This is a genomic window from Streptomyces umbrinus (assembly GCF_030817415.1).
GTDB classification, from domain to species: Bacteria; Actinomycetota; Actinomycetes; order Streptomycetales; family Streptomycetaceae; genus Streptomyces; species Streptomyces umbrinus_A.
Map to the genome: position 1 here is coordinate 9,761,679 of NZ_JAUSZI010000002.1, position 25,226 is coordinate 9,786,904.

The following is a 25,226-nucleotide window of genomic DNA, read 5'->3' on the forward strand; positions in this document are numbered from 1 at the left end:
TGGGGGGATTGTGTGCCGCTGGCCACGGATGAGGATACTGGGGCAGGGCGGTTTGGCCTAGACCAATAACCAGCCCAACTGCCCCTGTTCCGCTGTGGGTTCACATCCCGTTCGGCTGTGGGTTCACGTCCCGCACCCACCGCGCACGTCAGACCAGGCGCGGGATCTCGATCGCCGGGCAGCGGTCCATGACCATGTCGAGGCCGGCCGCACGGGTGCGGTCGTACGCGGACTCGTCGATGACGCCCAGCTGGAACCAGACCGCCTTGGCGCCGATGGCGACCGCCTCGTCGGCGACGGGACCGGCGAGGTCGCTGTTGACGAACACGTCGACGACATCGACGTCGAAGGGGATGTCCTCCAGCGAGGCGTACCCCTTCTCACCGTGGACCGTCTCGGCCTTCGGGTGGACCGGCACTATGCGCTTGCCGTAGCGCTGGAGAACGTCCGCCACGCCGTACGCGGCACGCCGCTCGTTCGACGACAGGCCGACGATCGCCCAGGTGTCGCCGGACTCGCTGAGGATCTTGCGGATCGTTGCCGGGTCGCCGTACACGGTCGGCCTCCTTGGGATGTGTACGCGGGATGCGTACGAGGGCTGCTGCGCGCGACAACAGCGAGCGCGGCGCGGTGATTCCCCTGCCACCGGGCTCGCGCCGGGACGGTGGCTTCAGCGCGACGGCGTCAGCGTGACACGGAGGCGGCCACCAGCAGTTCCACGTTGCGGTCGCCGGGACCGCCGGCCCAGCCCTCGTGGACGCCGGCCGTCATGCCCGCGGCCAGGCCGGGGGCGTTGTACGACAGCTCCCGGTACAGGGAGGCCAGGCCCACCGCCGACAGGTCGGTGAAGTCCGGGTCGGTGCGGTGAGGGGCGGCCGACTCGACAAGGGTGGTGAACAGGGACACCGTGCCGTCCCCGTTGTCGGCCAGTTCGATCACGCGGGCGTGGTGCGGGTAGTCCAGGTGGGAGGCGGTGTTGACCTCCCAGAAGGACCGGGCGGGCGTGGGGTGCGCGTGGGGCGTGATCCGGTTGACATGGCTGTGTCCGTTGATCCAGGCCACCACGTTCGGGAACCGGTGGAGCAGGGCCAGGACCTCCGCACCGTCGTGCCGCGGCTCCTCGCCGCGGGCGGCGTCGGTGCGGCGGGTCATGCTCGGACTGTGGTGGTGGCTGAAGACCAGGACATGGGCGTCGTCGGCCCCGGCGTTGCGTACGAGGCGGCCGTCGGCGTCGTAGGACCGGGAGTTGTGCGCGGCCAGCGTCCGCTCCAGCCAGCGATGCTGATCGGTGCCCAGCGAGCCCTCGTAGTGGCCGCTTCGGTACGTCGTGTCGATGCTGATGCCGATGACGTTCTCGGCGACCCGGAACGTGTAGTACATCCGGTCGCCGTCCAGGTTGTTCTCCGTGTAGCCGTGGCCGACCGGGCCCGCTCCGGCGTGGACGGGGTCGAGATGCGCGGCCAGATAGTCGTGCGGGGTGCACAGGCGGCGCCGTTCGTCGGCCGTCACCGTCCGCGCCGAGGCCGCGTGCCGCTTCAGGATCGCCGAGAGCACCTCGCTCTTGGGGTCGTCGCCGGAGTTCAGCGCCTTCGCGTAGGCGGCCGCGTCCGTGGCCGGGACCGAGAGCAGCTTGCGGGAGCCGACGGCGAAGTCGCCCAGCGCGGGGGACAGACAGCCGCCGGGAATGTCGTCGTGGTTGCCGACCGTGGAGTACCAGGGGATGTCGAGCCCCGGGCTGGTCACGGGCCGTATCGCGGCGTCGAGGAAGCCGGGTATGCGGGGCAGCCCGCGCCGCTTGTCCAGGTCGCGCAGGGCAGCGTCGTCCGGGTGCCAGTAGAGAGGCAGGCCGGAGTTCTGAACGCCTTCGTACACCGACGGATCCCCGCTGTTGGGAGTGATCCTGCCGCCGCTCATCAGCGTGAGGAACCACTCCAGTTCGATCGCGGAGTTGTTGTCGACGTTGTCGCCCGTCGTCATCACGAAGGTGGGCGCGAGGCCGGTGTGCGGGCCCTCGCCGAGTGCGTTCACCTGCTCCACGAGCGCCACCGCCCCCGCCACCGTCAGCGCCTCCTGGGCCCGCCACGCGGCGGGCCTGCGCGACCGCAGGAACTCGGTGCGCAGCGGGTTCTGCACGTCCGTGAGGTGCAGGTCGGTGAACTGCACGAAGCACGCGAGCGGTGTGCGCCGGTCCTGGCGGCCGGTGGCGGCGGGCGCGAGATCTCCGCGTACGACGATGGGCCAACCGGGGCCCGAGACGAGGCGGCGGTAGGTGTCGGCGTGCGCGTGGCCGCTGAGGCGAGCCGTCGTCTCCAGGGTTGTCGCCGCGTACGGGGCCGCGCGTCGCGGCGCCCGGTGCGCCGGCCGTCGGATGGCGAGGGGCGCCTGCGGGGCCGCGCTCTCCGCGGCGGGGAGCGCGGAGGGGGTCGGGCGCTGCCGTGGGAAGAGGGCCGCGGCTCCGCCGGTCGCTCCCGCCGCGACGGCGCCGGACGCGAGCAGAAAGCGACGACGGTTGATCGAGGGTGCGGGTGCGGGTGCGGGTGCGGGTGCGGACGGGGACGGGGACGGGGAAGCGGGTGCGGACGAGGGCGGGGGAGTGGATGCGGTCCCCGCCGTTTCGGTCCCGGTCATGGGGTGGCCCTCCGGTGCCTCCGAGAGACTCAACTAGCGGAACCACTCATTCAGGCCGCGGGGGCAGGGGCGGGGGCAGGGGCGTGGCGTGGCCGTGAACACCGCCGGAACAGGTGGAGCGGCTGCTGGGCCCCGTCCTGCCGGTCCGCCCGCCGGTCCGCGGCACCCGCCGTGATAGCTTGCCGAGGCCAGTCGAACCCATGTACGTGGGTCAGGGAATCCGGTGGGAATCCGGAGCTGACGCGCAGCGGTGAGGGTGACGGGCGGGGCATCGGCCACTGGACCGGTATGACGGTCCGGGAAGGCGCCTCGTCCGGGTGACCCCGAGTCCGAAGACCTGCTGGCGGCCTCCGCGGTCACGCGCCGACGGGGGAGCACCGTACGACCGGGCTCCGCGTTCGAGCCCTCGACGACTGAGGAACTCCCGTGCCCGTCGCACGTCTTGCCCGTCCCGCTGCCCTCGTCCTGTCCGGGGCTCTCCTGCTGACCGGCTGCGGTTCGGGAGATTCGGAGGACTCGTCGTCCGATGCGGACTCCGGGGCCGCCGTCACCCTCGACAACTGCGGACAGACCGTACGCGTCGAGTCCCCGCCGAAGCGGGCCGTCTCCCTCAACCAGGGCACCACCGAGATCATGCTCTCGCTCGGCCTCGCCGACCGCATGGCCGGCACCGCGACCTGGACCGACCCGGTGATGAAGGGCCTGGAGAAGGCGAACGCGAAGGTGGAGCGGATCGCCGACAACAACCCCTCCTTCGAACGGGTCCTGGACGCCGACCCCGACTTCGTCGCCGCCTCGTTCGTGTCGACGCTCGGCAAGGGAGGCGTGGCCACCCGGGAGCAGTTCGAGAAGCTCGGCGTGCCCGCCTACGTCTCGCCGTCCGACTGCGTCGGCAAGGACAACGCCTCGGGCGGCGACGGCTCACGGAAGAAGGCCCTCGGCATCGACGCCGTCTACGGCGAAGTGCGCGACCTGGCCGAGGTGTTCGGCGTCGAGAAGCGGGGCGAGCAACTCGTCGCAGACCTCGAGCGGCGGACGAAGAAGGCCACTTCGGGGATCGACGCCTCCGACGTCACCCTCTTGTACTGGTTCGCCAACTCCGACTCGCCCTACATGGCGGGCTGTTGCGGCGCACCCGGCGTCATCACCCGGACCCTCGGCGCGAAGAACGTCTTCGACGACACACACGAGGAGTGGCCCCAGATCAACTGGGAGACCGTTGCCGACCGCGACCCAGATGTGCTCGTCATCGGCGACCTGACGCGCAAGTCGCAGACCGCCGAGTCCGCGAAGAAGAAGATCGAGTTCCTGGAGTCCGACCCGGTCACCAAGAACATGACCGCCGTCAGGAAGAAGCGGTACGTCCTGCTCAGCGGGCAGGCGATGAACCCGACCATCCGCACGGTCGAGGGCGTCGAGCAAGTCGCCTCCGCCCTGCGGGAGTTCGGGCTCACCGGGTGACACGGCCACGCCTGGGACTGCTCATCGCCGCGGGCGTCGCCCTGCTCCTCGCATCCGCCGCCGTCGCGATCACCGTCGGCCCCGCGGACATCCGGGTCGGCGACGTCTGGTCCGTGGTCGCGTCCCATCTCGGCTGGGGCAGCTCGGAGTTGACCCCGATCCGGGACGGGATCGTCTGGGAGCTGCGCCTGCCGCGCACGCTCCTGGCGGCCGTGTGCGGAGCCGGACTCGCCGTGTGCGGCGCGGTGATGCAGTCCCTGCTGCGCAACCCGCTCGCCGACCCGTTCGTCCTCGGGGTGTCCTCGGGCGCCTCGACCGGCGCCGTGATCGTGGTCGTCCTCGGTGTCGGCGGAGGCCTGGTCTCGGTCTCCGCGGGCGCGTTCCTCGGTGCGGTGCTGTCGTTCGGGCTCGTCCTGCTGCTCAGCCACACTCTGGGCGGGGCGACGGACCGGGTGGTGCTGAGCGGGGTCGCCGCGATGCAGCTCTTCTCCGCGCTCACCTCCTTCGTCGTGATGACCGCCGCGGACGCCGAGACCACCCGCGGGGTGCTGTTCTGGCTGCTCGGTTCGCTGAGCGGGGTCGGCTGGACCGACGTCTGGGTGTGCTTCGCGGTCCTCGCGGTGACACTGCTGGTGTGCCTCGGGTACGCGCGGGCGCTCGACGCGTTCGCCTTCGGCCAGGATGCCGCCGCCACGCTCGGGGTCTCCGTGGCCCGTACGCGACTGGTGCTGCTGTGTGCCACGGCGCTGCTGACCGCCGCGCTAGTCAGTTCGGCCGGCGCGATCGGCTTCGTCGGCCTCGTACTCCCGCATGCGGCAAGGGCGTTGGTGGGGGCGGGGCACGCCCGGCTGCTGCCGGTCACCGCCCTCGCCGGAGCGGTGTTCCTGGTGTGGGTGGACACCCTGGCGCGTACCGTCCTCGATCCCCAGGAGGTACCGGTGGGCGTGGTGACCTCGCTGATCGGCGTACCGGTCTTCGTGCTGGTGCTGTACCGGACGCGGAGGGCGTGATGACGGCGGAGGGCATCAAGAGCACCGAGCACTCACGGGCGCGCGTGCAGGCGGCGTCGGGAACCGAGGACACACAGGCGGCGCCGGGAACCGAGCGCGTGCAGGCGGCGTCGGGAACCGAGGGCGCGCATGCGGCACCCGGAGAGGGCCTCCGCGCTCACCGCGTCACGCGCACCGCCGACGGCCGCGTCATCCTCGACGGCGTCAGCATCATCCCGGCCCCCGGCACCACCGTCGGACTGCTCGGCCCGAACGGCTCAGGCAAGTCCACCCTCCTGCGCCTGCTCGCCGGCGTCCTCGCCCCGGCCTCCGGTGTCGTCACCCTCGACGGCAGCCCCCTCGCCGACCTGGGACGCCGAGACATCGCCCGCCGTGTCGCCGTGGTCGAGCAACAGGCCGACACCCAGGTCGAGTTGAGCGTCCAGGATGTCGTACGGCTCGGCCGCACACCCCATCGCCGCGCCTGGACCCCCGCGTCCGAGGCGGACGAACGGGCCGTACGCGACGCGCTGGACCGCACCGGTCTGACCGGACTCGCCCGCCAGTCCTGGCACACCCTCTCCGGCGGCGAGCGCCAGCGCGTGCAGATCACCCGCGCACTCGCCCAGGAACCCCGCGAACTGCTCCTGGACGAGCCGACCAACCACCTGGACATCCAGCACCAGCTCGACCTGCTGACCCTCGTCACCTCGCTCCCGGTCACCAGCGTCGTCGCCCTGCACGACCTCAACCTCGCGGCGATGTACTGCGATCAGCTCGTGGTCCTGCGCGAGGGGCGTGTCGTGGCCTGCGGCAGCCCGGGCGACATCCTCACGGAAGAGCTCATCGCCGAGGTGTACGGGGTCCGGGCCGCCGTCACACGGGAGGGCCCCGACGACCGGCCGCACGTGCGCTTCCTGGGCACCGTGAGTTGACCGGCGCACCGGCGAATCGTCCTGGCCGCACCGGTGATTCGCGAACACGTGTCCGGAAATGACGTCAGCCTCCCTGCGCCGGACCCCGCACGCGCCTACGCTCACCCCGTGCTGCGTATCACCGACGCCCGAACCGGCGAGCCCACGGACGCCACCCCCGCCCGCAGGGGCCTGACCCGCGTCGAGGCACACGTGCCGCGCCCCGACACCACAGGTCTGCGCGTGCTCCTGGTCGCCGACGTCCTCGTACGCGCCCTGGAGATCAGCGGGACACCCGTCTGGACCGTACTGACCGGCACCGAGGGACGCGAGGAACTCCGGGCCCGCGCCACGGCGCTCGGCATCCGGCCCTTCGAGGACGAGCGCGACAGTGGATCAGGCCTCGGCGAGGCCCAGGTGTTGCGTGTGTGCGCTCCGGAGGCGGGGACGGAGACGGTGGACGGTGCGAAGGGCGCGACCGAGGACGACGACGCGGCGAACGGTCTGCGGGTCGAGGTCGCCCCGGCCGACGCCGAGAGCGAAGTGGCCGACGACGTCGAGCGCGCCTCGGCCCTCCGCCTCGCCCTGCTCGCGTGCCCCCGCCGCGAGCCCCTCCGGCTCGACGAGGCGGCCCTCACCGATGCCGAGGACACCCTGCGGCGCTGGCGGGGCGCCGTCGCCACCTGGGCGACCCGGCCGTCCGGCCCCATCCCCGATCCCGTACGCCAACAGCTGCGCGCCGCCTGGGAGGACGACCTGGACGTGCCCGCCGTACTCGCCGTGCTGCGCAAGGTGGAGACGTCGGGGACCGTCCCGGACGGCGCCCGTTTCGAGACGTACGCCTACGCGGACCGGCTCCTCGGGCTCGAACTCACTCGTGACATCGGCCGCGAGACCCCCTCGTGATCGCGCGCGCCGGAGCGGGTCCGCTGCGCCGCCTGGTCGTCCTGCGGCACGCCAAGTCGGCCTGGCCGGACGACGTCGGCGACCACGAGCGGCCGCTCGCCCCGCGAGGGCGGCGTGACGCCCCGGCCGCCGGCCGCGCGCTGGCCGACATCGACTGTCTGCCCGACCTGGCGCTCTGCTCCACCGCCGTACGCGCCCGGCAGACCTGGGAGCTGACCGCCGGACAGTGGGGCACACCGCCTCCCGTACGCCACGACCCGCGGCTGTGCGGGGCCGACGTGCCCGAGCTCCTCGAAGTGGTGCGCGAAGTGTCCGCGCACACCAAGACGTTGGTGCTGGTCGGGCACAACCCCGGTCTGGAGGAGCTGGTGCTCACCCTGGCAGGCGACAGCCTCGACGAGGCGCTGGACGACGTACGGACGAAGTTCCCCACGTCGGCGATCGCGGTCCTCGTCTGGCACGGCGACGACTGGGGCTCCCTCGGCCCCGGCACGGCACTGCTCACCGACATGATCGTCCCGCGGGGACAGAAGCCGGGACGGTAGCGGGGCAGCGGCCTGGAGCGACGGTGAGCTGAGCGCTGCCCCCGAGGAGAGCCGGTCGCGGCGGACCGGACGGCCGCACGCGCGCGTGCAGCGCATACGCTGGCCCGATGCAGGACGAGTACCGCACGGTGGCCCGCGCAGGCGTGCACGAGACCGAGGTCAACCGCTCACGCTTCCTCTGCGCACTGGCGCCGGCGGCCACCGAAGAGGAGGCCCAGGCCTTCCTCGCCGCCGTCCGCAAGGAGCACGCCGACGCGACGCACAACTGCTTCGCGTACGTCATCGGCGCCGACGCCTCCGTCCAGAGGGCGAGCGACGACGGGGAACCGGGCGGCACGGCGGGCGTCCCGATGCTCCAGATGCTGCTCCGGCGAGACATGCGGTACGTCGTCGCGGTCGTCACCCGCTACTACGGAGGCGTCAAACTCGGCGCGGGCGGGCTCATCCGGGCCTACGGCGGCGCGGTGGGCGAGGCCCTGGACACCCTCGGCACCATCACACGTAAACGCTTTCGCCTGGCGACGGTGACGGTCGACCACCAGCGGGCGGGCAAGGTGGAGAACGACCTGAGGTCGACCGGCCGCGAGGTGCGCGACGTGCGCTACGGAGAGGCCGTCACCATCGAGATCGGGTTGCCGGACGCCGATGTCGAGGCCTTCCGCGGATGGCTGGCCGACGTCACGGCCGGGACCGCCGGCTTCGAACTGGGCGGCGAGGCATACGGTGACGTATAGGGCTCAGGTCATACGGGGGCACACAGGGCTCAGGTGTCACAGGGATGCAAAGGGGCGCAGAGGCTCCCGTAGCGGGCCGATACGGGAGTAGCCGCCCGTGATGTCCGACCCGGCCGTTAGTCTCGGGGATCATGAGGCTTCTGCACACTTCCGACTGGCATCTGGGCCGGGCGTTCCACCGGGTGAACATGCTCGGTGCCCAGGCCGAGTTCATCGGCCACCTCGTCACGACCGTGCGCGAGCGCGACGTGGACGCGGTGGTGGTGTCGGGGGACGTGTACGACCGGGCGGTGCCCCCATTGGCCGCGGTCGAGCTCTTCGACGAGGCCCTGCACCGGCTGGCGGACCTCGGTGTGCCCACGGTGATGATCTCCGGGAACCACGACTCGGCGCGCCGCCTCGGCGTCGGCGCCGGACTCATCGACCGCGCGGGCATCCATCTGCGGACCGCCCCCTCGGCGTGCGGCACACCGGTGGTGCTGGAGGACACGTTCGGTGAGGTGGCCTTCTACGGACTCCCGTATCTGGAACCGGCGCTGGTGAAGGACGAGTTCGGCGTGGAGAAGGCGGGCCACGAGGCCGTGCTCGCCGCCGCCATGGACAGGGTCCGCGCCGACCTCGCCACGCGCGCGCGTGGCACCCGTTCCGTCGTCCTCGCCCATGCCTTCGTCACCGGCGGCGAGGCCAGCGACAGCGAGCGGGACATCACGGTCGGCGGGGTCGCCGCCGTACCGGCCGGGGTCTTCGACGGCGTCGACTACGCCGCGCTCGGGCATCTGCACGGCAGCCAGACCATCACCGAGCGCGTGCGTTACTCGGGGTCGCCGCTGCCGTACTCCTTCTCGGAGACCGACCACCGCAAGACCATGTGGCTGGTCGACCTGGGAGCCGACGGCTCGGTCGTGGCCGAGCGCCTGGACTGCCCGGTGCCGCGCACCCTCGCCCGTATCCGGGGGCATCTGGAGGACCTGCTCGTCGACCCGGAGCTCGCTCGGCACGAGGAGGCGTGGGTCGAGGCCACCCTCACCGACCCGGTGCGCCCCGCCGATCCCATGGCCCGGCTCGCGGAGCGCTTCCCGCACACGCTCAGCCTCGTCTTCGAGCCCGAGCGGGCACCGGACGACCCGGACGTCTCGTACGCCCGTCGGCTGGCCGGCCGCAGCGACCAGGAGATCGCGGAGGACTTCGTGGCCCATGTGCGCGGCGCCGGACCCGACGCACGCGAACAGGCCGTGCTCCAGGACGTGTTCGACGCGGTCCGCGCCGACGACACGGTCCGTGAGGTCGCCCGGTGATGCCACGGTACGAGCCGGCCGGCGAGGCGGGACCCACGGGGAGCCCGGTCAAGACGTACGACCTGCACATCGAGGGGGCGGGGGCCCGATGAGGCTGCACCGGCTGCACATCACCGCCTTCGGGCCGTTCGGCGGCGCCCAGGAGGTCGACTTCGACGACCTGTCTTCCGCCGGGCTCTTCCTGCTGCACGGGCCGACGGGCGCGGGCAAGACCTCCGTCCTCGACGCGGTCTGCTTCGCGCTGTACGGATCCGTACCGGGCGCCCGCCAGGGAGGTTCCCTGCGCAGCGACCACGCACTGGCCGCCACCCGTACCGAGGTGACCCTCGAACTCACCGTGGCCGGCCGCCGGTTGGAGCTGACCCGGCAGCCGCCCTGGGAGCGCCCGAAGAAGCGCGGCGCGGGTACGACGACCGAGAAGGCACAGAGCTGGCTGCGCGAGTACGACGCGCCGGCGGGCTCCTGGAAGGACCTCACCCGCTCCCACCAGGAGATCGGCGAGGAGATCACCCAACTGCTCGGCATGAGCCGCGAGCAGTTCTGCCAGGTCGTGCTGCTGCCCCAGGGCGACTTCGCGCGCTTCCTGCGTGCCGACGCCGAGGCCCGCGGCAAGCTCCTCGGCCGGCTCTTCGACACCCGCCGCTTCGCCGCCGTCGAACAACGACTGGCCGAGCTCCGCCGCGCCGCCGAGACCCAGGTCCGCGCGGCGGACGCGGAGTTGCTGGCCGACGGCCACCGCATGCAGCAGGCGGCCGGTGACATCGTGGAGCTGCCACTGCCCGACCTGTCGCCGGGCGACCCGGGCCTCGCCGAGTCCGTACTGGAGTGGGCGGCGATCGCCAGGAGCACGGCCCGCGAGAGGTTCACGGTCGCCCACTGCGCGCAGGCGGCCGCCGAGTCGGCCCAGGCCGCCGCGCATCACGTGCTGGAGGACGTACGGGAAGTGGCGCGGCTCCAGCGCCGGTTCGCCGAGGCGCGGGAGCGGGCCGCGCGGCTGGAGGAGCGGTCCGGGGCCCACCGGGAGGCCCAGGCGCGCATGGAGAGGGCCCGCAAGGCCGAGGCGGTGGCGCCCGCGCTCGGGCTGCGGGACGCGACGGAGAACGAGCACCGGAGGGCGGCCGGTACCGAGGCACGCGCGCGTGCCCTCCTGTCGGAGACCTTCGCCGACGCGGGGGCGACGGGCCTCGCGGCCGCCGCGCGAAAGGCCGCCGAGGACCTGGGCGGGCTGGAGTCGGCCCGCCGGGCCGAGCACCGGATCGCCGAACTCACCGACGAACGCGACGGGTTGGACCGGCAGGAGCGCGCCGACGAGGACGTGCTGCACGATGCCGGGACCTGGCTCGCCGAGTGGGACTCGACCCGGGCGGACCTGCAGACGCGTATCGGGGCGGCCCAGGAGGCCGCCACCCGTGCCGAGCAGCTCGCCGTCCAGCGCGAGCCCGCGCAGACGAGGCTCGCGGCCGCCCGGCTGCGCGACCAGCTCGCCGGGGACACGGACGAGGCCCACGCGCGCGTGCTCGCCGCACGTGAGCGCGCCACGGACGCGCGTGCCCACTGGCTGGACCTCAAGGAACAGCGCCTGAAGGGCATCGCCGCGGAACTCGCCGCGGGCCTGGTGGACGGCGAGGCGTGTGCGGTCTGCGGTGCCACCGAACACCCGGCGCCCGCTCGGAAGGTCGACGGACACGTCGGCCGGCAGGCCGAGGAGGCCGCGCTCACCGCGTACCAGCGCGCCGATGAGCAGCGCGCCGAGGAGGAGCGGCGGCTCGGGGTCGTCCGCGAGGCGCTGGCCGCCGCGACGGCCGAGGCGGGGGACCTGCCCACCGGGCAACTCGCCGAACTGGCCGAGGAGTTGGAGCGACGACACGCCGAGGCGCACGGCGCCGCTTCCGGGCTGCACGCGGCCCGTGAAACCCTTGGACAGGCCGAACGTGAGCGCGAACGGCGGCTCGCCGCCCAGCAGGAGGCCGCTCGCCGGGTCGCGTCCCGTGGCTCGCTGCGGGAGGCACTCGACCGCGAACGGGCCTCCCTGGAGGGGGAGTTGACGCAGGCCCGGGGTTCGGCGGGCAGCGTCGCGGCGCGGGCGTTGCAACTGGAGCGGCAGGTCGCGCTGCTCACCGAGGCCGCGGACGCCGCACGTGTCGCGGCGGACACTGCCCAGCGGCTGAAGGACGCCGACGCGCGACTCGCCGACGCGGCCTTCCGTGCCGGGTTCGACACACCGTCGGCCGCCGCGGCCGCCCTCCTCGACGACGCGGCCCATCGCGACCTCCAGCACCGGCTCGACGCCTGGCAGCAGGAAGAGGCGGCGGTCCGCGCGGTGCTCGCCGAGGCCGAGACGACGGCCGCCGCCGGGCAGCCGCCCGCCGACCTCCAGGCCGCCGAGCAGACCGCGTCCGCCGCCGGCCGACGGGTGCGCGAGGCGGCCTCCGCCCGTGACGCGGCCGACCGCCGCTGCGCGGAGCTGGACCGGCTGACCCGCCGGGCGGGCGGTTCCGTGCGCCGGCTGGGCCCGCTGCGTGAGGAGTACGACCGGGTGGCCCGCCTCGCCACGCTCGCGGCCGGTACGTCCGCGGACAACGAACGCAAGATGCGCCTGGAGTCCTACGTCCTCGCCGCCCGGCTGGAGCAGGTCGCGGCCGCCGCGACCGCGCGCCTCCAGCGCATGTCCTCGGGGCGCTACACCCTCGTGCACTCCGACGACCGCGCAGGGCGGGGCCGCAGCGGCCTCGGCCTGCACGTCGTCGACGCCTGGACCGGCTGCGAGCGCGACACGGCGACCCTCTCCGGCGGCGAGACGTTCTTCGCCTCCCTCGCCCTCGCGCTGGGCCTCGCCGACGTGGTCACCGACGAGGCCGGGGGCGTACGCCTCGACACGCTCTTCATCGACGAGGGCTTCGGCAGCCTCGACGACCAGACGCTCGACGAGGTCCTCGACGTCCTCGACTCACTGCGGGAGCGGGACCGCAGCGTGGGCATCGTCAGCCATGTCGCCGATCTGCGGCGCCGGATCCATGCGCAACTGGAGGTGGTGAAGGGGCGGTCGGGGTCGGTCGTTCGGCAGGGGGGTGGCTGACCGGCCGTTCGCGTGGCTGGGGTTGGGCCTTGGCCTTGGGCGTTGGGTGCCGGTGGCCGCGGGGTTGCGGGGTCGTCGTCGAGCTCAGCGGCCGACGGGGCGTCGCGGCAGAGGTGACGAGTACACGACGCTCGTCGTCACCGAGCCGAGTGTGCCGATCTTGCCCGAAACCTCCTCCAGGTGGCTCATGGAGCGCGTCGCGACCTTGATGACGAAGCAGTCGTCGCCCGTGACGTGGTGCGCCTCCAGGATCTCGGGGGTCGCGGCGACGAGGTCGTGGAACGGCTTGTAGTTGCCGTTCGGATAGCGAAGTCGCACGAAGGCCAGGATCGGCAGGCCCAGGCTCTCCGGGTCCACGACCGCGGCGTAACCCTGGATGACACCGGCCTCCTCCAGGCGGCGCACCCGTTCGGTGACCGCGCTCGCGGACATCGAGACGGCACGGGCCAGCTCGGCGAAACTGGCCCGGCCCTCGCGCTGGAGGACTTCGAGAATGCGCCAGTCGGTGGCGTCCGGGGAATACGCGGTCATGGTCGAGGGATAGCAGGGGAATCCCCGGCGGATCAAGTGCAGAGCCGTGGATCGCTCCTTCAGGAAGCGGGTCTCCGGCCGTAGATTTCCGGTCATGGAGTTCCGCGCTGCCGGTGCAGACAAGGCACCGGACCGACCGTCGTTCGACGGCGTCGGCGGGACCGGGAGGGAAGGCCAGACCATGACCGCGACCAGCACCACGACGGGCGGCGCCACCGGGAACACCGGCACCGTCGCCATCACCGGGAACGCCGTCGCCGTGAACCCCGTTCTGCGAGTCGCCCCGGCGTCGCCCGCCGCGGCCGCCGCCTACTTCGGTGCAAGCCTCGCCTTCCATGCCGACGTGTCCGATGTCGCCGCCGCGCTGGGGGCCGACGGCGACCCCGGCTTCGTCGTCCTCGACTCCCGTTCCACGGAGTCCTGGGACCAGGGGCACGTGCCCGGCGCGATCCACCTGCCCACCGCGCTCATCCCCGAGCAGGCGGAGCAACTCCTCGACAGGGCCGTGCCGGTGGTCACGTACTGCTGGGGTCCGGGCTGCAACGGCGCGACCCGTGCCGCCCTCGCCCTCGCCGAACTCGGCTTCCAGGTCAAGGAGATGCTCGGCGGCTTCGAGTACTGGGCGCGCGAGGGCTTCGAGTTCGAGACCTGGGAGGGCCACGAGCGGCGCGCCGCCGACCCGTTGACCGCCCCGGCCGGTGCGGAGGACTGCGGCTGCTGACCGTCCTGCCGCCGCCGTCGGGACGTCGTACGGACTCAGTCGTGTATCACCTCGCCCGGAGTGCAAAGGAATCGTCAATTCTGGTCCGCCGCGCCATGTAACTTCTGGGCATGGCGAGTTACGCGGGTCCCAGTTCGGTCGAGTGGGTGGAGTCGGGCGGTGGACCGCTCATAGCGATACCGGAAGTGGTGCTGCCGTTCTGGACGGGGGCCGACGGCGACGAGCTCGCCTCCGACTACGACAGAGCGTGTGAGGTGGACGGCTTCGTCGGCCTGCTGCCCGTCGGCAACACCACCGCCCTCGTCCTCGGTGAGGATCCCGCCGCGACGGCTTATCTCCCGGAGCACGGCACCTTCGTACGGTGGTGTGCGGGGGAGTCCGAGCGTGAGCTGCTGGCCGGGGTTCCGGCCGCCCTCGCGGGCGCGGCGTGGGAGCGGGAAGTGCGGTGGGAGATCCCCGGGCCCGTCGTGCTCTTCGACGCGGCGTGGCCGGGCGAGGAGTCGACGAAGACGGGGCATCTGCGGATCGACCTTGCGCCGGGGCGGTACGCGGTGCGGGCGGCGCATGCCCGAGCCGGGGCCCGAGACGTGGATCGGGCTCGTACAACTGAGGCCGCTCGGGAAGTGACGCACGGCTTCGGGCAGTGACGGATGGCCTCGGCCGCTAGTGCACGGTCTCGGACCATGGCGCACGGTCTCGGACCATGGCGCATGGCCTCGGCCGGTGGTGGATGACCTCGCCCAGTGACTGAGGGCGAGGCTGCGACGTGCCCCGGGCGAGGGCGGGCGAGCGGCGGGCATGATGTCCGGGCTCCCGTGCCCGACGGCCCGCTCGCAGCCGCTTACGTGAGCGGAGTGGCCCCGCTCACGCGAGCCGAATCGCCCCACCTGCGCGAGCTGAACCGGCTCGCCTGCCCGAGCCCAACCACCTCGCCTGCCCGAGCCGAATCGTGGCGCCCGCCGCGGAAAATGACATGCGGCGCGGCATCGGCGCCGCCCATCATGGACCGCCATGCCACCCCAACTCCCTTCCCCCACACCCGAAGCGCTCCGCCGCGACCCCCTCCCGCTGCGTGGCCGTACCGCCCTGGTCACCGGCGCCAGCCGACGCGGAGGGATCGGTTATGCCGTGGCCCGACGGCTGGCCGCGTACGGAGCGAGTGTGTACGCGCATCACCACGTACCGCACGACGCCGGCATGCCCTGGGGCGCGGATCGTCCCGAGGACGTGGTCGCCGGAATCCGCGAGGCGCTCGCCGACCCCGAGGCGCGGGTCGTCGACGGGCCGGGCGACCTCTCCGACCCTGCGGCCCCGGCAGAACTGATCGCCAGGGCCGCCGACGCGCTCGGCGGACGGATCGACATCCTCGTCGCCAACCACGCGCTCAGCGGCTCGGACGGCCCGCTCGACACGATCGACGCCGCGATGCTAGACGCGCACTGGGCCGTCGACACCCGTTCCGTGATCCTCCTCGTCCAGGCCTACGCCCGGCTGCGCGTCGCGCTGCCACCGCGTACGGCGGGTGGGCGCGTGGTCATGATGACGTCGGGTCAGGACATCGCCGGCGGCATGCCGGACGAGATCGCGTACGCCCTTCAGAAGGGCGCCCTCGCCTCGGTCACCCGATCGCTGGCGACCACGCTCGCCGAGCACGCGGTGACCGTGAACACCGTGAACCCCGGTCCCGTCGACACGGACTACATGACGGGAGACGCGTACGCGGCCGTTGCCGCGATGTTCCCCGCCGGGCGCTGGGGAATGCCGGACGACCCCGCGCGGCTCATCGCCTGGCTCTCGACCGACGAGGCCGAGTGGGTCACCGGGCAGGTGATCGACTCGGAGAGCGGGTTCCGGCGCTGAGGGGTTCGTCGACCGGGCTCGGCGCACTCGACTGCGCTGCGCTTGAGCCCGGTCGTCGTCCCCGTCAGAGCCGGGACAGCTCGTCCACCAGGTCGTCCAGACCCAGCGACCCCTGGGACAGGGCGGCCATGTGCCAGGCCTTCGCGTCGAACGCGTCGCCGTGGCGCTTCCTCGCGTTCTCACGGCCCAGCAGCCAGGCGCGCTCGCCGAGCTTGTAGCCGATGGCCTGGCCGGGGATCGAGAGGTAGCGGGTCAACTCGCTCTCCACGAAGTCCGCCGGGCGGCTGCTGTGCGCGCCGAAGAACTCCTGCGCCAGCTCGGGAGTCCAGCGCTCGCCCGGGTGGAAGGGCGATTCCGCCGGGATCTCCAGCTCCAGGTGCATGCCGATGTCGACGATGACACGGGCCGCGCGCATCATCTGGGCGTCCAGATAGCCGAGGCGTTCCTCCGCGTCCTTGAGATAGCCGAGTTCGTCCATCAGACGCTCCGCGTAGAGCGCCCAGCCCTCGCAGTTGGCGCTGACACCGCCGATGGTCGCCTGGTAGCGGGAGAGGTTCTCGGCGACGTGCGCCCACTGCGCAAGCTGGAGATGATGGCCGGGGACGCCCTCGTGGTACCAGGTCGAGACCAGGTCGTACACCGGGAAGCGGGTCTGCCCCATCGTCGGCAGCCACGTACGGCCGGGGCGTGAGAAGTCCTCTGACGGTGCCGTGTAGTAGGGGGCCGCGACGCTGCCCGGCGGGGCGATCCGGGACTCCACCTTCCGTACCCGCTCGGCGAGTTCGAAGTGTGTGCCGTCCAGTTCCTCGATCGCCTGGTCCATCAGGCCCTGCAGCCACTCGCGGACCTCGTCGACGCCCTCGATGTGCTTGCCGTGCTCGTCGAGGTGCGCGAGCGCCACCCACGGGGTCCCGGCGCCGGGCAGGACCTTCTCGGCCTCCTTCTTCATCTCTGCGAGGAGCCGGTGGTACTCGGCCCAGCCGTACGCGTACGCCTCGTCCAGATCGAGATCCGTGCCGTTGAAGTAGCGCGACCAGCGCGCGTACCGCTCGCGGCCCACGGTGTTCGGCGAGCCCTCGATCGCGGGCGCGTACACGTCGCGCATCCAGTCGCGCAGGGCGACGACTGCGGCGGTCGCCGCGCCCGCGGCCTCGTCGAGTTCCGCGCGCAGCGGCTCGGGGCCGGCCGAGGCGAAGTCCTCGAACCAGCCGCGGCCCGAACCGTCGGTGTCCGACCATTCCGTGAGCTGTTCGATGAACGTCGCGGTGGGGCGCGGGCCCGCGTACAGCTTGCGCTCCAGGCCTAGCGAGAGGGATTCACGGTAGCCGTCGAGGGCCGTCGGGACGGCGCGCAGCCGCTGGGCGATGGCGGCCCAGTCCTCGTCCGTGTCCGTGGGCGTCACGGTGAACACCTCGCGCACCGCGTGCACGGCGGTATGCAGGTTGCCGACGGCCCGCAGGCTCTCCTCGGCGTCGTGCACGGCGAGTTCGGCGGTGAGCCGCTCGCGGAGCAGGCGTGCGCAGCGGCGCTCGATGTCACTGTCCGCGCCGGGCTGCCGCTCCGCCTCGTCGAGCCGCGCCAGTGTGGCCCGCGCGAGTGCGGCGAGCGCGTCCTGGCCGGCGGGCGAGGTGTCGGGCAATGAGCCCGAACTCTCCTTCACGCCGAGATACGTACCGGTGACCGGGTCGAGGGCGATGAGCTCGTCGACGTAGGTGTCGGCGACCTCGCGGGGCAGCGGGTTCTTCGTCTGTGACATGCGGCCATCCTCATACGAGGACGGCCGGTGCGTCAGCCCGGTTTACCGGGCCTTGTGCCGCGTCGGCCCGATGTCGGCCCCACGTCAGCCCGATTTCGCCGCGGGCGTGATCCCCGCGGGCTCGGGCGGCAGCAGGGGCCCGCAGTCCCACTGCTGGAAGATCAGCCGGGTCTCGACGCGGGCCACCTCGCGGTGTGCGGTGAAGCCGTCGAGGACCAGCCGCTGCAGATCCGCCATGTCCGCGACGGCGACATGGACGAGGTAGTCGTCGGGCCCGGTGAGGTGGAACACGGTTCGGGACTCGGGCAGCGCCCTGATCCGCTCCACGAACGGGCCGACCAACTCCCGCCGGTGCGGCCTGACCTGCACGGACAGCAACGCCTCCAGACCGCGCCCAAGCTTGGCCGGATCGAGCCGCAGCTGATGGCCCAGGATGATGCCCGCCCGGCGCAGACGGGTCACCCGGTCCAGGCACGTGGAGGGCGCGACCCCCACCTGTGCGGCGAGGTCGCGATAGGTGGCCCGGGCGTCGTTCTGCAGCAACCGCAGAAGATGGAGATCCACCGGGTCCAGTACGACGGATTCGGCCATGGCCCGAACGTAACACGGACTTCTGGGTCCAACACCCGTTCGGTGTTCAGGCTGCTGTCCATGGACTTCGGCAGCGTTGATGTACGCGACACGTGTGACGACGTAGAGGGAACCGGGCGGGCGACGGCCAGGGAGGCGGTGTCCGGGGAGATGTCGGCCAGGGAGGTGGCGGCCGGGGCGATGGCGAGCGGCGTGCGGGGCTCGGCCCTCGATGCCGCGCCGGGCCGGGGTACCGGAGGCCCGCGCGCGCTGGCCACCGAAGCCGTGCACGCCGGTCGGGACGATCTGGCCCGGCAGGGGCTGCACGCCGTGCCGATCGATCTGTCCACGACCTATCCGTCGTACGACAGCCGGGGTGAGGCGGCCCGGATCGACGCCTTCGCCACGGACGGGGCCGAGCCGGAGGGCCCGCCGGTCTACGGCCGCCTCGGCAACCCGACCGTCGCCCGCTTCGAGACCGCCCTCGCCCGCCTGGAGGGCACCGAGAGCGCCGTCGCGTTCGCGAGCGGCATGGCCGCGCTGAGTGCCGTGCTGCTCGTACGGAACGCCATGGGCCTGCGCCATGTCGTGGCCGTGCGACCCCTGTACGGATGCAGCGACCACCTGCTGACGGCAGGGTTGCTCGGGTCCGAGGTGACGTGGGTCGACCCGGCGGGCATCGCGGATGCCCTACGGCCGGACACCGGTCTCGTACTGGTCGAGTCGCCCGCCAATCCGACGCTTGCCGAACTCGATCTGCGGGCGATCGCCCACGCCTGCGGAAGCGTTCCGCTGCTCGCCGACAACACGTTCGCCACGCCGGTGCTGCAACGCCCCGCCGAACAGGGCGCGCGGCTCGTGCTGCACAGCGCCACCAAGTACCTGGGCGGGCACGGTGACGTGATGGCGGGGGTGGTGGCCTGCGACGAGGAGTTCGCCGGGCGGCTTCGGCAGGTCCGGTTCGCCACCGGGGGTGTGCTGCATCCGCTCGCCGGCTATCTGCTGCTGCGCGGGCTGTCGACCCTGCCCGTACGCGTGCGTGCCGCCTCCGCGAACGCCGCCGAACTGGCCCGGCGCCTCGCCGCCGACCCACGTGTCGCCCGGGTCCACTATCCGAGGCTCGGCGGCGCCATGATCGCCTTCGAGATCCACGGCGATCCGCACGAGGTGATAGCCGCCGTCCGCCTCGTCACCCCGGCGGTGAGCCTCGGCAGCGTCGACACCCTGATCCAGCATCCGGCCTCGATCAGCCACCGCATCGTGGACGCGGAGGACCGCCGCCACAGCGGGGTGAGCGACCGGCTGCTGCGGCTGTCGGTGGGGCTGGAGGACGTGGAGGATCTTTGGCGGGATCTGGATGGGGCGTTGGGTGGGTGACGGGTGGTGGGTCCGGCCGGAACGGCGGCAGGCCCGGCGAGGTTCGCCGGGCCTGCCGCCGTTCCGGGACTGACCAAGAGATCGCTCGCCTCTTCGTCGGTCCCGCATGGAGTCAGTCCCGCACGGAGTGCTCCGGGTGGTGCTGCTGGGCCGCGTCGTACGACAGCCGCGAACTCACCGCTGCCGCGTCGAGGCGGGCCGTGATGACGAGCGTGCCTTCCTCGATCTGGTAGTCGAGGGGCAGGTCCAGGCCGCGCATCGCGGCGACCATGCCGGTGTTGGACGACTGCGTGACGGCGTACACGCTCTCGCAGCCGGCCTCGACGGCCATCGTCACCAGTCGGCCGAGCAGTTCGCTGCCGATACCGCGGCGCTGCCAGTCGTCCTCGACGAGCAGCGCGATCTCCGTCTCGTCGCCGTCCCAGAGGAGATGCCCGAGCCCGACGATGCGCCCCGACGCGGTCTGCACGGCGAGGGTGCGCCCGAAACGGGGGCTGAGCAGGTGGTTGAGGTACTTGTCGGCGTCGCCGACCGGACCGTGATAGCGCATGCCCAGCGTGCGCGGCGAGCACCGCTCGTGCATGGCCTTCGCGGCGTCGACGTCACCGGCGTCGGCGCGGCGCACGGTGATGTCGTTGCCCTGCGGCAGCGTGAGGACGTCCTGGCTGCGCGGGACACGCGGACCGAGCCGGGCGTCCAGCTCGACCAGCGCCCGGGCCCGCGCGAACTCGGTGGGCGTGAACGGCAGATACGGCCGCTCCACAGTGATCACTCCGCCTTCCGGGGCACGCAGCCGCATCACAGTGTCCTCGAGTGCCCCCTCGACGGGCGCCGCTTCGTCCGCGCGATCACCGCGCACCGAGCCGGCGGGCAGCGACCGGATCGTGCACCGACCCAGCAACTGCCGCAGCGCCAATGGTAGTTCGGCCGCGTCCAGGGCCGTGCGGGTGGCCAGGCCCAGTACCCGGGTGGGCGCGTCCACCAGGTCGTGGGCGTCGGCCCGCTCGATCCAGGTGCCGGCGCCGCCCGCGTGGGACACCGCCCGGGTGACGTCGGCGGCCGAGACCTGTGCGGGAACACGAAGCAGGAACTCGTCCACGGTGCCCTCGGCCAGCGGATGCGTCTGGAGGCTGAGGATGTCGACCCGCTGCCCCGCCAGCGCCGCGCACAGCGACGCCAGCGATCCCGGCTCGTCGCGAACGGTGGTCCGCATCCGCCACAGCACGGTCTCCCCGGTGACGGCCTCGGTTGCGGTCGCGTCCGCCTCGGACGCCCCGGCGGTCCGCACGGCGGCGGTCGGCCGGGAGCCGGTATCGCCTGTCGGAGGGGCATGGCCGTGGCGGCGTGACCACCATGTGTGGAAGCCCGCCGTGGCGACCAGCACGACCGCCGAGATCAGGAGGAGGGTGGGGCCGTCGGGGCCGTGCCCGATCAGGTTCGCCACGGCGTCTGCCACCGCCACCGCCGTGAACAGCGCGGCCAGTTCGACGAGATCCCGGCGCCAGTGGTGGACCGGCCGGCCATTTTTCGCACGCGTCACTTGAGACATGTCTTGAGTCATACAGTCACTGTGAGGGATGGGTGTTGCGTGATCACGAACGCTTTGTGACTGATCGGTTAAGTGTGTTTCTGCCCTCTTTGTTGCATTTTTTACGACCCTCTGGCGTGAGTCGGCTGCTCGACAGAACGGCCAGGTCGGGTCCGGGCGTCGGCACCGGCCTCCGCTCAGGCGGCCACCCCGTGATCCAGTGTGGCGCGCAGCCGGCGGGCCTGGGTGACGAGCCGGGACGAACCACGCCGGTCCGCCGCCTGTTCGAGATGTGCCATGCAGCCGCGCGCTCCCGTCCGTTCGGCGCATTCGGCGGCGACGGTCAGCAGCTCCCCGAACCCTCGGGCTGACGCGGCGGCGCCGTCCGTCGCGAGATCGGCGAGCAGCACGGGGAGCGCGGCGCGGAGTATCTCCCAGACGGTGCCGTACGCGCCGGTCGTCGCCGCGGTCCGTACGGACTCGGCGAGCCGAAGCGGCTTCACCGCCCCGCGGTGCATCAGCTGCCCCAGATCCGCGCCGAGTCTCTCGGCGTCCAACTGCCCTCGCGCGGCCAGCACCAGCAGCGCGTCCACCGCACTGAGCCGGTCCTCCGGGTGGCGCGCGCCCAGCCCGTACGCCACACCGAGATGCACGGCCTCACCCGCCTCGCCCGGCGCCTCGGCGAGCAGCGGCAGTACGGAGGCATCGCCACGGGTGCCCTCCACCGCGACCGAGGAGAGTTCGCGCAGCAGTCGCGCGGCCACCAGCTCCCGCCGCCCGGGCACCACGGCCAGCCAGTGGTGTCGCTCGGCCCGGTCCCAGTAGTGGGCGCAGTATGCGCGCGCCTCGAAGAGTCCCACGGGCCGGCCGAGCCGTCGGAAGGCCGGGGGGAACTCTCCCGGCAATCCGTCGAGTTCGCCGAGTTCGAGCAGGATGCGGACCCCTGAGGTGCGTCGGCTGCTTCTGGGCATGGACGGGCCGTCGGTCGTGAGCCACAGCGCCAGCCGGTTGCCTTCCGCCGTGCCGAGAGCCGCTGCCTGTTCGGCGGCTGCAGTGGCCGCTGCGCTGTCGTCGCGCCGCACCCGGAGCAGTGCCTGGGTGAAGTCGGCCTCCCCTGGCCGGGCGCCCAGCCGGCGGTACTCGTCGAGGCGGGCCACCAACTCGTCCGGCTCCAGAAGGCCCGACCCCCACGTCGGCGTGGCCAGCAGGAACGGCAGTGGGTCGGCGCGCAGCCGGTGGGCCGCTTCCCACAGACGGGCGTTGAAGGCGACGGCCACCGCGCTGTGCACACAGGGGTCCGTCATCGGCCCGTGCTGGTCGGCCCTGTGCAGCGTGGCCGTACTCACCTGGCCCAGCAGGGTCGCGAGCACGACCTCCAGGCCGTGCGGGTCCGCGCGGAAGTACTTCTCCACCGAGGTGTACTGCGGGTCGGCGTCGACCCACCAGAGCCGCGAGACCACGGGCTTCAGCGCTTCGGCCAGCGCGTCCCGGTCCCGGTACCCGTGCCGCACCAGACCGTCCAGGGTGCGCTCGAACGCCGCCACGTCACCCCCGGACGCCAGCAGGGCGCCGACCTCCTCCGCCAGCTCGACCGCCGAGTCCGGCGCGGGCGGGACCCGAGCCGGCTCGGGCGCGGGCGGGAGCAGCTCCGCATAGGGCTCCGGCACCTGGTCGGCCCCGTCCAGGCCCAGCGTCTCCGTGGCGCGCAGGCGCAGTCCCGGGCTCAACTCCCCGGCCGCGTCGGCCACTTCGCCCCGCACCTCCGGGGATGCCCCGGTGAGGTGGCGCTCGACCAGCTTCAGCGCCCGCTCCTGCACGTCCGTGTCCTCGTGTCCGAAGGCCTGGGCCACCGCGGGGAGCAGCTCTGCCGCGCTCGACGGGTCGCGCCGGAGCGCCTTCCCGAGCAGTACGAGCTGAGCCCGGACCAGCTTCTTTTCCGTACGGAAGAGCACACCGCCGGACATCTCCGCGAGCTGCCGGGGCGTCAACTCGCCGTCCAGCGCGAGGGAGCCGAGCACCGACTGGGCGTGCGAGGCCACCGTGGACGCCGCGTCGGAGGCGAGCGCCAGCCAGTCGGCGGCCCGCTCCCGCTCCTCGTCCCGGGTCAGCTCCAGCGCCGTCAGCAGCCGCAGGAACACCCGGGAGTCGGACGGCACGCCGCCGCGGAGCAGACGGGCCACACAGGCGTCGACCGTGGCCTTCCGGTCGAGAGTGCCTTCGCGGGTGAGCTGCGCGAGCGCGTTGAACCAGCTGTCCGGGCCGTCACCGAACAGCCAGTCCAGGCGGCTCCCGATGTCCGGGATCTCGAAGACGGCGGCGACCAGCTCCGCCGTGTACGGGTCCTGGCGAAGCCGCTGAAGGATGGTGTCCCCGCGTTGCCACAGGCTGCCGACCTGTTCGATCCAGCCCACCACGTAGGTCTCGGTCGTCGGCACCGGGCAACCGGAGAGCCGTACAAGGCCCGACATCAGCTCGTACGGCACCTGGGCGAGCGGCGGGCGCTCCGCGAGGCGGTGCGCCACGTCGCCCAGCCAGTCGCGCTCCCGGTCGCCCAGCACATGGAGCAGCACTCCGGGCGAGGCCTGGGACCAGCGCAGATCGGCGGCGGTGAGCCAGGTCGCAGTCCCGGCCGCTCCGGTGTGGCAGGCCGCCCCGGCCGCGTGCAGCGCGGGATACGCCTTCCGCGACGCGGCGTCCCAGGGCGCGGCCCGCAACTCCTTGCGGAGGTCCTTCAACGCGGGCAGACACGCCCGTCGTTCACCATCCGTCATTCCGTCCAGCAGCCCCGCGGCCTCGCCCATCCGCCCGGCCTGCACAGCCCTCAGCAACGCTTCATTCGCCGACACCGCACCGCTCATCGCACACCCCCGTCGATCAGAACCTCTGTCTGTCCGGCCATCGCTCCCCGGCGGGCCATCCGCACGGCCAGAGCGTGCTTGCACGGTCCGCGCCCTCCCCGGTACTTGGCCCACCACAGGCAACTGCAGCTCAGTACCCCCGCGTCGTCGCGCACCCGGTGCGCCTGCCCGTCCTGCGCGGTCACCGTGCCGAGCGCGCCGTCCAGGACCACCGCGCCCTCCGCGACGAGTGCCCGGGCCGCGCGCAGGCGCGGATTGTGCCGCTCCACGCGCTCGGCGTCATAGGGCAGTTCGCGGTGGAAGTAGGCCGCTTCCGCCGTGTCGTACCCGACACGTCCCGAGGTGCCCAGACGGACCAGGGCGGCCCGCACACGCTCGGCAGGCAGACCCGAGGCTGCGGACAGATCCCCGACGTCGATCCGGGGCTCCCAGGCGAGGAGCACCGAGATCAGCTCCGCGTCCTCGGCGGCCTCGTCGGTGGCCAGCGCGTCCAGGACACCGCCCTCACCTGAGAATCCCCGCGAAGCCTCCGGGGACAGCGTCAGCGTGAAGCCGCATCCCGTGCAGAACGACCTCCCAGGCACTGGCTGCCGCGGCGGCTCCGGCGAGCGAAGGACCGTACACCCGCAGTGCCGTCGCGTGGCGGAGCACCCTTTGGAGGGCGATCAGCCGCTCCGGGCCCGGCAGGCACACGGCTCCGGGCAGCGGCCTGGTCGTGGGCCGCAGACCCCGCCCGGACGGCACGACCCATCCTGCACTCCTGGAGGCGCCACGCGCCGTGGAACGGGGCAGGGACCGCAGGAACCGAACAGCCTCCGCCGCCGGCAGCTCGGCCCGCAGGTCGAAGCCGGCAGCTATCACCTGGGCCTCGGCGAACCCCCGCAGCCACCGGTCCGGCAGCGGCACCTTCTTCTCCACGACCGGCCCGTCAAGGGTGGTCACGGCCATCTCGTCCGGGCCGACGCGCAGATGCAGCGGATCGTCCGAGCCGATCCTCGACAGGGCTTCCCGCAATGGGTTGTTGACGTCGACGTTCGTCGTGCCGTGGCCCACCTCGCCGCCGTCCAGGCCCGTGTCCAGCACGTCCAGACGCGCGTACACCCCGCCGCACCCGGAGAAGGACTCGAAGCGGAGCCGGTCGCCGTTGCCCGTGACCACCGGGTCGAGCGAAGCCCTCAGCTGCTGCTGGTAGTACCGCGCGCCCGCCACGTCGGCCACCGCGAGCAGACCCGCCGAGGCCACCTGAGGCGACGTCAGGAAGCCCGCGAAGAACCGCGGATGGTCCTCCACGCCACGGGGCGTCGCACCCCGCGAGGTCTCAAGTCCCAGGCGCCGTCCGCCCGGTACGGATTCCAGGGCGGAGGGTCGGGTGTAGGCCACGGCCTGCAAAGATCGAGTCATGGAAAAACCGTAGAGGCGACCACTGACAATCGACGCTGACCTGCGAAAACCCAAGAAATGGGCCAACGACTGTGCC

18 protein-coding genes, 2 pseudogenes and 1 riboswitch are annotated in these 25,226 nt (G+C 72.5%); of the genes and pseudogenes, 12 read left to right on the forward strand and 8 right to left on the reverse strand.

The genetic code is table 11. From position 1 onward, the window contains the following. Window positions 1-148: 148 nt before the first annotated feature. On the reverse strand, window positions 149-556 hold the full coding sequence (locus QF035_RS43145) for a CoA-binding protein (protein ID WP_307526968.1): 408 nt from the start codon (window positions 554-556) through the stop codon (window positions 149-151). A gap of 128 nt (window positions 557-684) precedes the next feature. Further along, entirely contained in the window at window positions 685-2,628 is a 1,944-nt protein-coding gene (locus QF035_RS43150; protein ID WP_307526970.1) for a TIGR03767 family metallophosphoesterase, read from the reverse strand. A 172-nt stretch (window positions 2,629-2,800) separates the two neighbouring features. Beyond that, window positions 2,801-2,987: riboswitch (cobalamin riboswitch) on the forward strand. A 67-nt stretch (window positions 2,988-3,054) separates the two neighbouring features. Between QF035_RS43150 and QF035_RS43155 the strand changes: the two genes are divergently transcribed. The 8 genes from QF035_RS43155 to QF035_RS43190 all read left to right on the forward strand — a co-directional run bounded on the left by QF035_RS43155 (window position 3,055) and on the right by QF035_RS43190 (window position 12,548). Further along, a complete protein-coding gene (locus QF035_RS43155) occupies window positions 3,055-4,089 on the forward strand; it encodes an ABC transporter substrate-binding protein (RefSeq protein ID WP_307526972.1) in 1,035 nt (344 codons plus the stop codon). Continuing rightward, window positions 4,086-5,099 (forward strand): FecCD family ABC transporter permease, encoded by a 1,014-nt coding sequence (locus tag QF035_RS43160; protein ID WP_307526974.1) that lies wholly within the window; start codon window positions 4,086-4,088, stop codon window positions 5,097-5,099. The genes QF035_RS43155 and QF035_RS43160 overlap by 4 nt, the downstream gene beginning before the upstream one ends. Further along, window positions 5,099-6,013: an ABC transporter ATP-binding protein gene (locus QF035_RS43165; RefSeq protein ID WP_307526976.1), complete on the forward strand. Its 915-nt coding sequence runs from the start codon at window positions 5,099-5,101 to the stop codon at window positions 6,011-6,013. The genes QF035_RS43160 and QF035_RS43165 overlap by 1 nt, the downstream gene beginning before the upstream one ends. Before the next feature lie 108 nt (window positions 6,014-6,121). Next, entirely contained in the window at window positions 6,122-6,898 is a 777-nt protein-coding gene (locus QF035_RS43170) for a hypothetical protein (RefSeq protein ID WP_307526978.1), read from the forward strand. Beyond that, complete coding sequence (locus QF035_RS43175) at window positions 6,895-7,443, forward strand: SixA phosphatase family protein (RefSeq protein ID WP_307526981.1); 549 nt, start codon at window positions 6,895-6,897, stop codon at window positions 7,441-7,443. Before QF035_RS43170 ends, QF035_RS43175 begins: the two co-directional genes overlap by 4 nt. A gap of 107 nt (window positions 7,444-7,550) precedes the next feature. After that, a complete protein-coding gene (locus tag QF035_RS43180; RefSeq protein ID WP_307526984.1) occupies window positions 7,551-8,177 on the forward strand; it encodes a YigZ family protein in 627 nt (208 codons plus the stop codon). A 131-nt stretch (window positions 8,178-8,308) separates the two neighbouring features. Continuing rightward, the gene (locus QF035_RS43185; protein WP_307526987.1) at window positions 8,309-9,472 is read left to right on the forward strand and encodes an exonuclease SbcCD subunit D; all 1,164 of its coding nucleotides are present in this window, start codon (window positions 8,309-8,311) and stop codon (window positions 9,470-9,472) included. Between the two features lie 88 nt (window positions 9,473-9,560). After that, window positions 9,561-12,548, forward strand: coding sequence for an AAA family ATPase (locus QF035_RS43190; protein WP_307526989.1), 2,988 nt, complete (start codon window positions 9,561-9,563; stop codon window positions 12,546-12,548). An 84-nt stretch (window positions 12,549-12,632) separates the two neighbouring features. Here QF035_RS43190 and QF035_RS43195 read toward each other — a convergent pair whose 3' ends face one another. Beyond that, window positions 12,633-13,079, reverse strand: coding sequence for an Lrp/AsnC family transcriptional regulator (locus QF035_RS43195; RefSeq protein WP_143644218.1), 447 nt, complete (start codon window positions 13,077-13,079; stop codon window positions 12,633-12,635). A 181-nt stretch (window positions 13,080-13,260) separates the two neighbouring features. On the opposite strand from QF035_RS43195, the gene QF035_RS43200 reads away from it, so the two are divergent. From QF035_RS43200 to QF035_RS43210, 3 genes and pseudogenes are all read left to right on the forward strand, one after another. Then, entirely contained in the window at window positions 13,261-13,800 is a 540-nt protein-coding gene (locus tag QF035_RS43200; RefSeq protein ID WP_307531837.1) for a rhodanese-like domain-containing protein, read from the forward strand. A gap of 110 nt (window positions 13,801-13,910) precedes the next feature. Then, window positions 13,911-14,427 (forward strand): annotated as a pseudogene (locus QF035_RS43205) (immunity 21 family protein). Between the two features lie 384 nt (window positions 14,428-14,811). Then, complete coding sequence (locus QF035_RS43210) at window positions 14,812-15,660, forward strand: SDR family oxidoreductase (protein ID WP_307526991.1); 849 nt, start codon at window positions 14,812-14,814, stop codon at window positions 15,658-15,660. 64 nt (window positions 15,661-15,724) lie between these two features. Here QF035_RS43210 and QF035_RS43215 read toward each other — a convergent pair whose 3' ends face one another. Beyond that, window positions 15,725-17,416 carry a DUF885 domain-containing protein gene (locus QF035_RS43215; RefSeq protein ID WP_307526992.1) on the reverse strand — a complete coding sequence of 564 codons (1,692 nt, stop codon included), beginning with the start codon at window positions 17,414-17,416 and terminating at the stop codon, window positions 15,725-15,727. An 84-nt stretch (window positions 17,417-17,500) separates the two neighbouring features. Beyond that, window positions 17,501-18,007 (reverse strand): Lrp/AsnC family transcriptional regulator, encoded by a 507-nt coding sequence (locus tag QF035_RS43220; protein WP_307526993.1) that lies wholly within the window; start codon window positions 18,005-18,007, stop codon window positions 17,501-17,503. Window positions 18,008-18,187: 180 nt separating this feature from the next. Here QF035_RS43220 and QF035_RS43225 point away from each other — a divergent pair, with 180 nt between their 5' ends. Continuing rightward, window positions 18,188-19,363, forward strand: a complete 1,176-nt coding sequence (locus QF035_RS43225; RefSeq protein ID WP_307531839.1) for a trans-sulfuration enzyme family protein — start codon at window positions 18,188-18,190, stop codon at window positions 19,361-19,363. Between the two features lie 112 nt (window positions 19,364-19,475). Here QF035_RS43225 and QF035_RS43230 read toward each other — a convergent pair whose 3' ends face one another. The 3 genes and pseudogenes from QF035_RS43230 to QF035_RS43240 form a co-directional block, all read right to left on the reverse strand. Then, window positions 19,476-20,912, reverse strand: a complete 1,437-nt coding sequence (locus tag QF035_RS43230; protein ID WP_307526995.1) for a GNAT family N-acetyltransferase — start codon at window positions 20,910-20,912, stop codon at window positions 19,476-19,478. 176 nt (window positions 20,913-21,088) lie between these two features. Continuing rightward, window positions 21,089-23,749, reverse strand: a complete 2,661-nt coding sequence (locus QF035_RS43235) for a DUF7824 domain-containing protein (RefSeq protein ID WP_373466818.1) — start codon at window positions 23,747-23,749, stop codon at window positions 21,089-21,091. Then, window positions 23,746-25,150 (reverse strand): annotated as a pseudogene (locus QF035_RS43240) (SWIM zinc finger family protein). The gene QF035_RS43235 and the pseudogene QF035_RS43240 overlap by 4 nt, the downstream one beginning before the upstream one ends. Window positions 25,151-25,226: the final 76 nt, after the last annotated feature.